This is a genomic window from Streptomyces phaeochromogenes, from assembly GCF_001418655.1.
GTDB lineage: Bacteria > Actinomycetota > Actinomycetes > Streptomycetales > Streptomycetaceae > Streptomyces > Streptomyces phaeochromogenes.
The window spans coordinates 22,534-33,537 of the sequence record NZ_LIQZ01000012.1; the positions used below are offsets into that span (position 1 = coordinate 22,534).

An 11,004-nucleotide genomic window follows, 5' to 3' on the forward strand; every position below is an offset into this window, starting at 1 on the left:
CCCCAGTCAGACCAGTGAAGAATCGACCCCGAAAGAGGGATTGACGACAAGTGCTCGACGTCAACTTCTTCGACGAGCTGCGGATCGGCCTTGCTACCGCTGACGACATTCGTCAGTGGTCCCACGGTGAGGTCAAGAAGCCGGAGACCATCAACTACCGCACCCTCAAGCCCGAAAAGGACGGACTCTTCTGCGAGAAGATCTTCGGTCCGACCCGGGACTGGGAGTGCTACTGCGGCAAGTACAAGCGTGTCCGCTTCAAGGGCATCATCTGCGAGCGCTGCGGCGTCGAGGTCACTCGCGCCAAGGTGCGTCGTGAGCGGATGGGCCACATTGAGCTGGCCGCTCCCGTCACCCACATCTGGTACTTCAAGGGCGTTCCGTCGCGGCTGGGCTACCTGCTCGACCTCGCCCCGAAGGACCTCGAGAAGGTCATCTACTTCGCCGCGTACATGATCACGTACGTGGACGACGAGCGTCGTACCCGCGACCTGCCGTCGCTGGAGGCTCACGTCTCCGTCGAGCGTCAGCAGATCGAGAACCGGCGCGACGCCGACCTCGAGACCCGCGCCAAGAAGCTCGAGACCGACCTGGCCGAGCTCGAGGCCGAGGGCGCCAAGGCCGACGTACGCCGCAAGGTGCGCGAAGGTGCCGAGCGTGAGATGAAGCAGCTGCGTGACCGTTCGCAGCGCGAGATCGACCGTCTCGACGAGGTGTGGACCCGATTCAAGAACCTCAAGGTCCAGGACCTGGAGGGTGACGAGCTCCTCTACCGCGAGCTGCGTGACCGCTTCGGGACCTACTTCGACGGCTCCATGGGTGCGGCTGCCCTGCAGAAGCGCCTGGAGTCCTTCGACCTGGACGAGGAGGCCGAGCGCCTCCGCGAGATCATCCGTACCGGCAAGGGCCAGAAGAAGACCCGTGCGCTGAAGCGGCTGAAGGTCGTGTCTGCGTTCCTGCAGACCTCCAACAGCCCCAAGGGCATGGTTCTCGACTGCGTCCCGGTCATCCCGCCGGACCTTCGCCCGATGGTGCAGCTGGACGGTGGCCGCTTCGCGACCTCCGACCTGAACGACCTGTACCGCCGTGTGATCAACCGGAACAACCGTCTGAAGCGGCTTCTCGACCTCGGCGCGCCCGAGATCATCGTGAACAACGAGAAGCGCATGCTCCAGGAGGCCGTCGACGCGCTGTTCGACAACGGTCGTCGTGGCCGTCCGGTCACCGGTCCGGGTAACCGCCCGCTGAAGTCCCTGAGCGACATGCTCAAGGGCAAGCAGGGTCGTTTCCGTCAGAACCTGCTCGGCAAGCGTGTGGACTACTCCGCGCGTTCCGTGATCGTCGTCGGTCCGCAGCTCAAGCTGCACCAGTGCGGTCTGCCGAAGGCGATGGCGCTGGAGCTCTTCAAGCCGTTCGTGATGAAGCGCCTGGTCGACCTGAACCACGCGCAGAACATCAAGAGCGCCAAGCGCATGGTCGAGCGCGGCCGCACGGTCGTGTACGACGTCCTGGAAGAGGTCATCGCCGAGCACCCGGTTCTGCTGAACCGTGCGCCGACGCTGCACCGCCTCGGCATCCAGGCCTTCGAGCCGCAGCTGGTCGAGGGCAAGGCCATCCAGATCCACCCGCTCGTCTGCACCGCGTTCAACGCGGACTTCGACGGTGACCAGATGGCCGTGCACCTTCCGCTCTCCGCGGAGGCGCAGGCCGAGGCCCGCATCCTGATGCTGTCCTCGAACAACATCCTCAAGCCCGCCGACGGCCGTCCGGTGACGATGCCGACCCAGGACATGGTCCTCGGTCTGTTCTTCCTCACCACCGACGGCGAGCTGCGGGACGTCAAGGGCGAGGGCCGGTCCTTCGGCTCGGCGGCCGAGGCGATCATGGCGTTCGACGCCGGCGACCTCTCGTTGCAGTCGCGCGTGGACATCCGCTTCCCGGTGGGCACCATCCCGCCGCGCGGCTGGACCCCGCCGGCTCAGGAGGAGGGCGACCCGGAGTGGCAGCAGGGTGACACCTTCCGCCTGAACACCACGCTGGGCCGTGCGCTCTTCAACGAGCTGCTGCCCGAGGACTACCCGTTCGTCGACTACGAGGTCGGCAAGAAGCAGCTCTCCGAGATCGTCAACGACCTCGCCGAGCGCTACCCCAAGGTCATCGTGGCGGCGACGCTCGACAACCTGAAGGCGGCCGGCTTCTACTGGGCGACCCGTTCCGGCGTCACCGTGGCCATCTCCGACATCGTCGTTCCCGACGCGAAGCGCGCGATCGTCAAGGGCTACGAGGACCAGGACGAGAAGGTCCAGAAGCAGTACGAGCGTGGTCTGATCACCAAGGACGAGCGCACGCAGGAGCTCATCGCGATCTGGACCAAGGCGACCAACGAGGTTGCCGAGGCGATGAACGCGAACTTCCCGAAGACCAACCCGGTCTCGATGATGGTCAACTCGGGCGCCCGCGGAAACATGATGCAGATGCGTCAGATCGCCGGTATGCGTGGTCTGGTGTCGAACGCCAAGAACGAGACGATTCCTCGTCCCATCAAGGCGTCGTTCCGTGAAGGCCTGTCCGTGCTGGAGTACTTCATCTCCACGCACGGTGCCCGTAAGGGTCTGGCTGACACCGCCCTGCGTACCGCCGACTCGGGTTACCTCACCCGTCGTCTGGTGGACGTCTCGCAGGACGTCATCATTCGCGAGGAGGACTGCGGCACCGACCGCGGTCTGCGTCTGGCGATCGCCGAGCGGGGTTCCGACGGAGTCCTGCGCAAGACGGAGAACGTCGAGACCAGCGTGTACGCACGTGCGCTGGCCGAGGACATCACCGTCGACGGCAAGGTGCTGGCCCCGGCCAACACCGACCTGGGCGACGTCCTCATCGACGAGCTCGTCAAGTACGGCATCGAGGAGGTCAAGACCCGTTCGGTCCTGACCTGCGAGTCCGCCGTCGGTACCTGCGCCATGTGCTACGGCCGTTCGCTGGCCACCGGCAAGCTGGTCGACATCGGTGAGGCGGTCGGCATCATCGCCGCCCAGTCCATCGGTGAGCCCGGCACGCAGCTGACGATGCGTACCTTCCACACCGGTGGTGTGGCCGGTGACGACATCACCCAGGGTCTGCCCCGTGTCGTCGAGCTCTTCGAGGCTCGTACGCCGAAGGGTGTCGCCCCGATCTCCGAGGCCTCCGGCCGCGTGCGGATCGAGGAGACCGAGAAGACCAAGAAGCTCGTCGTCACTCCGGACGACGGCAGCGACGAGACGGCGTTCCCGATCTCGAAGCGTGCCCGTCTGCTGGTGGGCGAGGGCGACCACGTCGAGGTGGGCCAGAAGCTCACCGTGGGTGCCACCAACCCGCACGACGTGCTGCGCATCCTCGGTCAGCGTGCCGTCCAGGTCCACCTGGTCGGCGAAGTCCAGCGGGTCTACAACTCGCAGGGCGTGTCGATCCACGACAAGCACATCGAGATCATCATCCGGCAGATGCTCCGCCGTGTGACGATCATCGAGTCGGGCGACGCGGAGCTGCTGCCCGGCGAGCTCGTCGAGCGGTCGAAGTTCGAGACCGAGAACCGTCGTGTGGTCCAGGAAGGCGGCCACCCGGCCTCCGGCCGTCCGCAGCTGATGGGTATCACCAAGGCGTCGCTGGCCACCGAGTCGTGGCTGTCGGCGGCGTCCTTCCAGGAGACGACCAGGGTTCTGACGGACGCGGCGATCAACGCCAAGTCCGACTCCCTGATCGGCCTCAAGGAGAACGTCATCATCGGTAAGCTCATCCCGGCCGGTACGGGTCTGTCCCGCTACCGCAACATCCGGGTCGAGCCGACCGAGGAGGCCAAGGCCGCGATGTACTCGGCCGTCGGCTACGACGACATCGACTACTCGCCGTTCGGCACGGGCTCCGGCCAGGCCGTTCCGCTGGAGGACTACGACTACGGTCCGTACAACCAGTAAGCGGGTTGCTTGAGTTGAAGGGCGGTCACCTTTCGGGGTGGCCGCCCTTCGGCTTTTCCGGTGACGGGAACCTATGCCGGAAATGCCGCGTTGGAGCATGATGGAAGCCCAGTCTTTCGGGGGGAGGTGCTCCCGTGTCGTACCCGTCGTGGCAGCCCGGGGAGGGACCGAAGGATCCGCAGGCCCGGCCGGGGCCGGGTGGTGTGCCGTCGTGGCGTGGGCAGGGCGGTCAGCCGCCGGTCTGGTACGGGCAGGGCGGTCCTCCGCAGCCCGGGTACGTGGACGGCAGCCATTCGATGCTCGCCTCGCACGCCGACCGGGAGCGGGCCGTCGATGTGCTCAGAGCCGGCTTCGGCGAGGGGCGCATGGAGCAGACCGAGTTCGAGAAGCGGGTGGCACGGGCCTACGCGGCCCGTACGGTGGGCGAGCTGGCCCTTCTGGTGGCCGACCTGCCCCAGGGGCCCGTACCGCTCCCTGCGGCCGTAGGAGCCGTGCCACGGACGTTCCTGCCCCTTCCCGTGCCGAAGACGAACGAGAAGGCGATCGGGTCGGCGATCTGCGGCGGGCTGTGCCTGGTGACCTTCGGGCTCACCGGTCTTCCCGCGGTGATTCTCGGCCATTCCGCGCGCTCCGAGATCCGGCACAGGGGCGAGGGCGGTGACGGTCTGGCGCTCACCGGGCTCGTCATCGGATGGCTGGCCACGGCCAGCTGGACCCTTGTGGTGACGCTGCTGCTCATCGCCGCGCTGACGACCGGATGAAGATCACGGACGGTGTGGCGGGTTGGCATGGTCCGCTCACGGATGGTAGTGCGGCCCATTTGTTTTGACCGCAGCCTATGAGGTAGGTACGCTCAGACCTTGTGCCTGGGGTGTGCCCTGGCTCCCGTGCGTGCCTTCAAACCGCAAGGGGAGTCGTAAGCGGCCACCGTAAATCTGCGCCCTTCTCGCCTCACGGCGAGAGTCTGCAGGATTCGACACACCCGACCGCGTGGGTCGGCGATGTTCCAGGTTAGCTTCACCATTCGGCACACAGAAACCGGAGAAGTAGTGCCTACGATCCAGCAGCTGGTCCGGAAGGGCCGGCAGGACAAGGTCGAGAAGAACAAGACGCCCGCACTCGAGGGTTCGCCCCAGCGTCGCGGCGTCTGCACGCGTGTGTTCACGACCACCCCGAAGAAGCCGAACTCGGCCCTGCGTAAGGTCGCGCGTGTGCGTCTGACCAGCGGGATCGAAGTCACCGCTTACATTCCGGGTGAGGGACACAACCTGCAGGAGCACTCCATCGTGCTCGTGCGTGGTGGCCGTGTGAAGGACCTGCCGGGTGTTCGCTACAAGATCATCCGAGGTTCCCTGGACACCCAGGGTGTCAAGAACCGCAAGCAGGCCCGCAGCCGCTACGGCGCCAAGAAGGAGAAGTAGAAATGCCTCGTAAGGGCCCCGCCCCGAAGCGCCCGGTCATCATCGACCCGGTCTACGGTTCTCCTCTTGTCACGTCGCTCATCAACAAGGTGCTGCTGAACGGCAAGCGCTCCACCGCCGAGCGCATCGTCTACGGCGCCATGGAGGGCCTGCGCGAGAAGACCGGCAACGACCCGGTCATCACGCTCAAGCGCGCTCTTGAGAACATCAAGCCGACCCTCGAGGTCAAGTCCCGCCGTGTCGGTGGCGCCACCTACCAGGTGCCGGTCGAGGTCAAGCCCGGCCGCGCGAGCACCCTGGCGCTGCGCTGGCTGGTCGGTTACTCCCGCGCCCGTCGCGAGAAGACCATGACCGAGCGTCTGCTCAACGAGCTTCTCGACGCCTCCAACGGCCTCGGTGCCGCTGTGAAGAAGCGCGAGGACACCCACAAGATGGCCGAGTCCAACAAGGCCTTCGCGCACTACCGCTGGTAGTCGCTACCCCCATCGAGACCGAGAGAAGACCGAAGCCTTATGGCTACCACTTCACTTGACCTGGCCAAGGTCCGCAACATCGGGATCATGGCCCACATCGACGCGGGTAAGACGACCACCACCGAGCGGATCCTCTTCTACACCGGCGTCAGCTACAAGATCGGTGAAGTCCACGACGGCGCTGCCACCATGGACTGGATGGAGCAGGAGCAGGAGCGTGGCATCACGATCACCTCTGCTGCTACCACCTGTCATTGGCCGCTTGAGGACAACGACTACACGATCAACATCATCGACACCCCGGGTCACGTCGACTTCACGGTCGAGGTGGAGCGTTCGCTCCGCGTCCTCGACGGTGCCGTCACCGTGTTCGACGGTGTCGCGGGTGTCGAGCCGCAGTCCGAGACGGTGTGGCGTCAGGCCGACCGTTACGGCGTGCCGCGCATCTGCTTCGTGAACAAGCTCGACCGGACCGGCGCGGAGTTCCACCGCTGCGTCGACATGATCAGCGGCCGCCTCGGCGCGCAGCCGATCGTGATGCAGCTCCCGATCGGTGCCGAGGCCGACTTCAAGGGCGTCGTCGACCTGGTCACGATGAAGGCTCTCGTGTGGTCCGCCGAGGCGGAGAAGGGCGAGATGTACGACGTCGTCGACATCCCGGCCACCCACACCGAGGCTGCCGAGGAGTACCGCGGCAAGCTCGTCGAGACGGTCGCCGAGAACGACGACGAGATCATGGAGCTGTACCTGGAGGGCAAGGAGCCTTCCGTGGAGCAGCTGTACGCCGCGATCCGTCGCATCACCATCGCGTCCGGCAAGTCCGAGGGCACCACGGTCACCCCGGTGTTCTGTGGCACCGCGTTCAAGAACAAGGGCGTCCAGCCCCTGCTCGACGCGGTCGTGCGCTACCTGCCGACCCCGCTTGACGTCGAGGCCATCGAAGGCCACGACGTGAAGGACCCCGAGGTCGTCATCCAGCGCAAGCCGTCCGTGGACGAGCCGCTGTCCGCCCTCGCGTTCAAGATCATGAGCGACCCGCACCTGGGCAAGCTCACCTTCGTCCGGGTCTACTCGGGCCGCCTGGTGTCCGGCACTGCCGTGCTGAACTCCGTCAAGGGCAAGAAGGAGCGCATCGGCAAGATCTACCGCATGCACGCGAACAAGCGTGAGGAGATCGAGGCGGTGGGCGCCGGCGACATCGTCGCCGTGATGGGCCTGAAGCAGACCACCACCGGTGAGACGCTCAGTGACGACAAGAACCCGGTCATCCTGGAGTCCATGGACTTCCCGGCGCCGGTCATCCAGGTCGCCATCGAGCCCAAGTCCAAGGGTGACCAGGAGAAGCTGGGTGTAGCCATCCAGCGTCTCGCGGAGGAGGACCCCTCCTTCCAGGTTCACTCGGACGAGGAGACCGGCCAGACCATCATCGGTGGTATGGGCGAGCTGCACCTCGAGGTGCTGGTCGACCGTATGCGCCGTGAGTTCAAGGTCGAGGCCAACGTCGGTAAGCCGCAGGTCGCGTACCGTGAGACGATCCGCAAGACCGTCGAGCGTCACGACTACACCCACAAGAAGCAGACCGGTGGTACCGGTCAGTTCGCCAAGGTGCAGATCGCGATCGAGCCCATCACCGAGACCGATGGTCCGGCGTACGAGTTCGTGAACAAGGTCACCGGTGGCCGCATCCCGCGGGAGTACATCCCGTCGGTGGACGCCGGTGCGCAGGAAGCCATGCAGTTCGGCATCCTGGCCGGCTACGAGATGACGGGCGTCCGCGTCATTCTTCTCGACGGTGGCTACCACGAGGTCGACTCTTCCGAGCTCGCCTTCAAGATCGCCGGCTCGCAGGCCTTCAAGGAGGCCGCCCGCAAGGCCAGCCCCGTGCTGCTCGAGCCGATGATGGCCGTCGAGGTCACCACGCCCGAGGAGTCGATGGGTGATGTCATCGGCGACCTCAACTCCCGCCGTGGCCAGATCCAGGCCATGGAGGAGCGCAGCGGCGCCCGTGTCGTGAAGGGCCTCGTGCCCCTCTCGGAGATGTTCGGCTACGTCGGCGACCTCCGCAGCAAGACATCGGGTCGCGCGAGCTACTCGATGCAGTTCGACTCCTACGCCGAGGTTCCCCGGAACGTCGCCGAGGAGATCATCGCGAAGGCCAAGGGCGAGTAACACACACCGTTTGCACGCTTTAGGCTTGACACCGACCGGCGGGGCCAACCCGGCAAGGGGAAACCCCGGCGGGCGGCATCCCAGCAAAGATCACCCTGGCGCCGATGAGTAAGGCGTACCAGAACCACTCCACAGGAGGACCCAGTGGCGAAGGCGAAGTTCGAGCGGACTAAGCCGCACGTCAACATCGGCACCATCGGTCACATCGACCACGGTAAGACGACCCTCACGGCCGCCATTACCAAGGTGCTGCACGACGCGTACCCGGACCTGAACGAGGCCTCGGCCTTCGACCAGATCGACAAGGCTCCTGAAGAGCGCCAGCGCGGTATCACGATCTCGATCGCGCACGTCGAGTACCAGACCGAGACGCGGCACTACGCCCACGTCGACTGCCCCGGTCACGCGGACTACATCAAGAACATGATCACGGGTGCGGCGCAGATGGACGGCGCCATCCTCGTTGTCGCCGCGACGGACGGCCCGATGCCGCAGACCAAGGAGCACGTGCTCCTGGCCCGCCAGGTCGGCGTTCCGTACATCGTTGTCGCGCTGAACAAGGCCGACATGGTGGACGACGAGGAGATCCTGGAGCTCGTCGAGCTCGAGGTCCGTGAGCTGCTCTCCGAGTACGAGTTCCCGGGCGACGACCTTCCGGTCGTCAAGGTCTCGGCGCTCAAGGCCCTTGAGGGCGACAAGGAGTGGGGCCAGTCCGTCCTCGACCTGATGAAGGCCGTCGACGAGTCGATCCCGCAGCCCGAGCGTGACGTCGACAAGCCGTTCCTCATGCCCATCGAGGACGTCTTCACGATCACCGGTCGTGGCACCGTCGTCACCGGTCGTATCGAGCGTGGTGTCCTCAAGGTCAACGAGACCGTCGACATCGTCGGCATCAAGACCGAGAAGACCACCACCACGGTCACGGGCATCGAGATGTTCCGCAAGCTGCTCGACGAGGGCCAGGCCGGTGAGAACGTCGGTCTGCTGCTTCGTGGCATCAAGCGCGAGGACGTCGAGCGCGGCCAGGTCATCATCAAGCCGGGCTCGGTCACCCCGCACACCGAGTTCGAGGCGCAGGCGTACATCCTGTCCAAGGACGAGGGTGGCCGTCACACGCCGTTCTTCAACAACTACCGTCCCCAGTTCTACTTCCGCACGACGGACGTGACTGGCGTGGTGACCCTCCCCGAGGGCACCGAGATGGTCATGCCGGGCGACAACACTGAGATGACCGTTGAGCTCATCCAGCCCGTCGCCATGGAGGAGGGCCTGAAGTTCGCCATCCGTGAGGGTGGCCGGACCGTGGGCGCCGGCCAGGTCACCAAGATCAACAAGTAAGCCTCGCTTACCTGTTGGGCTTGAGAGCCTGGTAGCTCCAGCACTGCTGAGCTCCTTGAAGGGGCCCGTACGACTTCGGTCGTACGGGCCCTTTTGCTTTCCCGGCAGGCCCGCCGGGGCCATCCCGCCGGGGCCGTCCCGTAACGCATTCGGCTGCCTGTTCCAAGTAGAAGTGACAGCAGGACGGACAACGGGAGGTTCACACCTTGGCATCCGACAGCAAAAGCCGGGGCGGTCCACCGGGAGAGCTGTACGACCCGGCCGCCTTCGAGGTCTTCTATCGCCGCCATGTCGACGCCGTCACCCGCTTCATGGCCCGGCGGGTCACCGACCCGCACACCGTCGCCGATCTCACCGCCGAGACCTTCCTCGCGGTGATCGACTCCGCCCGCGCCTACCGCCCCGACCTCGGGAGCGAGACCGCCTGGCTGTACGGCATCGCACGCAACGTGGTGGCCGCGGAAGCCCGGAGGAGCGCGCGTCAGAACGTGCTCGGCGGCCGTATCGCCGCCCACCGGCTGCTGGAAGGCGACGACATCGACCGGCTGGAGGAGAAGCTCGACGCCGAGAAGGCCGGGCGCCGCGCGCTGGCCGCCCTGGACACGCTCCCCGACGGCGAGCGTGCGGTGATCGAACTCGTCGCCGTCGACCAGCTGAGCGTCACCGAGGCCGCCGTGGCGCTGGGCATACGCAAGGTCACCGCCCGGGTGCGGCTGCACCGGGCGCGCAGGTCGCTGCGCTCGGCGGCGGACGGAGCCGGCGGACAGCAGGCAGCACTCACGTACGCAGGGGGAGAGGCATGAGCGCCAGGACGACGAAGACCTTCGAGGACCGGCTGCTGAACGAGCTCCAGCGGGAGATCGCTCTCAGGGCCGAGGACCCGCCGGAGCCGGAGCCGGTGATCCGCCGCACGATCACCACTCGCCGGGCGCTGGTCGCCCTCGCGGCGTGTGTCGCCGCGGTGGGAGTGGTGGTGGGGCTGCCGTCGTCGCACGGCGGGTCGCCCGCGTACGCGGTGGAGCGGAACGGGGACGGCAGTGTCGCCGTCAGCATTGAGGACATCGAGCTGAGCGGCGACGACCAGAAGGAGCTGAGCGAGCGGCTGCGTGCCGAAGGCATCAGCATGACCGTCGACAAGCCCAGGAACGGATATGTCTGTGCGGGGCGCCGCGGTGAGGCCTATCAGCCGGCCTTCGCCGTGGGGCCGTCGCGTGGCACCGGTGAGGTGTTTCCACCCATGCGCGCCTTCACTCTGCGCCCTGGCGATTCCGTGGTGTTCGAGGAGCCGCAGTGGGGGACGCGGGACCCCGCTCCCGCTGCGATCGTGACTGCTTACAAGGGGCGGGCCGAGCCCTGCCGGGAAGTGCCCTGGGACGGGAGTGGTGCCCGTAGGGACTCCTTCGAGGAGAAGTAGGCCGGGCGGCCCGCACGGCGTCGACCGTGCGGGCCGCTCGATGCTCCGCCCTTCGAAACTATTCGGCGCGTTCGACCCGTTGTCCCCTCGCCTCACTCCCTCCACCATTTGTCATGGCGATGAGCAAATTCGGCCTTCGGGATGACCGGCGAGGGGTGTGGCATGTCCGCGGACATCAGTCGGAGAACCGTTCTGGGAGCGGGTGCGGGGCTCGCCGTGGTGCCCGCTCTGCCGGGGGT

General features: G+C 66.2%; 8 protein-coding genes. All 8 read left to right on the plus strand.

The window, feature by feature from the left end; translation table 11 throughout:
• Positions 1–50 precede the first annotated feature (50 nt).
• Positions 51–3,950 carry a DNA-directed RNA polymerase subunit beta' gene (locus AOK17_RS02045; RefSeq protein WP_055610508.1) on the plus strand — a complete coding sequence of 1,300 codons (3,900 nt, stop codon included), beginning with the start codon at positions 51–53 and terminating at the stop codon, positions 3,948–3,950.
• A 134-nt stretch (positions 3,951–4,084) separates the two neighbouring features.
• Complete coding sequence (locus AOK17_RS02050; RefSeq protein WP_386670034.1) at positions 4,085–4,711, plus strand: DUF1707 and DUF4190 domain-containing protein; 627 nt, start codon at positions 4,085–4,087, stop codon at positions 4,709–4,711.
• 288 nt (positions 4,712–4,999) lie between these two features.
• The gene (rpsL, locus tag AOK17_RS02055) at positions 5,000–5,371 is read left to right on the plus strand and encodes a 30S ribosomal protein S12 (protein ID WP_003948652.1); all 372 of its coding nucleotides are present in this window, start codon (positions 5,000–5,002) and stop codon (positions 5,369–5,371) included.
• A gap of 2 nt (positions 5,372–5,373) precedes the next feature.
• Positions 5,374–5,844, plus strand: coding sequence for a 30S ribosomal protein S7 (rpsG, locus tag AOK17_RS02060; RefSeq protein WP_030345396.1), 471 nt, complete (start codon positions 5,374–5,376; stop codon positions 5,842–5,844).
• A 39-nt stretch (positions 5,845–5,883) separates the two neighbouring features.
• Positions 5,884–8,013, plus strand: a complete 2,130-nt coding sequence (gene fusA, locus AOK17_RS02065; protein ID WP_055610509.1) for an elongation factor G — start codon at positions 5,884–5,886, stop codon at positions 8,011–8,013.
• A 144-nt stretch (positions 8,014–8,157) separates the two neighbouring features.
• The gene (tuf, locus tag AOK17_RS02070; RefSeq protein WP_055610510.1) at positions 8,158–9,351 is read left to right on the plus strand and encodes an elongation factor Tu; all 1,194 of its coding nucleotides are present in this window, start codon (positions 8,158–8,160) and stop codon (positions 9,349–9,351) included.
• A 206-nt stretch (positions 9,352–9,557) separates the two neighbouring features.
• Positions 9,558–10,154 (plus strand): RNA polymerase sigma factor, encoded by a 597-nt coding sequence (locus tag AOK17_RS02075; protein ID WP_206190652.1) that lies wholly within the window; start codon positions 9,558–9,560, stop codon positions 10,152–10,154.
• Positions 10,151–10,765 carry a hypothetical protein gene (locus AOK17_RS02080; protein WP_055610511.1) on the plus strand — a complete coding sequence of 205 codons (615 nt, stop codon included), beginning with the start codon at positions 10,151–10,153 and terminating at the stop codon, positions 10,763–10,765. Before AOK17_RS02075 ends, AOK17_RS02080 begins: the two co-directional genes overlap by 4 nt.
• Positions 10,766–11,004 lie beyond the last annotated feature (239 nt).

What these genes read in the sequence shown, in the direction of transcription:
- fusA (WP_055610509.1), top strand. Translation starts at nt 5,884, where the DNA reads ATGGCTACCACTTCACTTGACCTGGCCAAGGTCCGCAACATCGGGATC.
- rpsG (WP_030345396.1), top strand. Translation starts at nt 5,374, where the DNA reads ATGCCTCGTAAGGGCCCCGCCCCGAAGCGCCCGGTCATCATCGACCCG.
- AOK17_RS02080 (WP_055610511.1), top strand. Translation starts at nt 10,151, where the DNA reads ATGAGCGCCAGGACGACGAAGACCTTCGAGGACCGGCTGCTGAACGAG.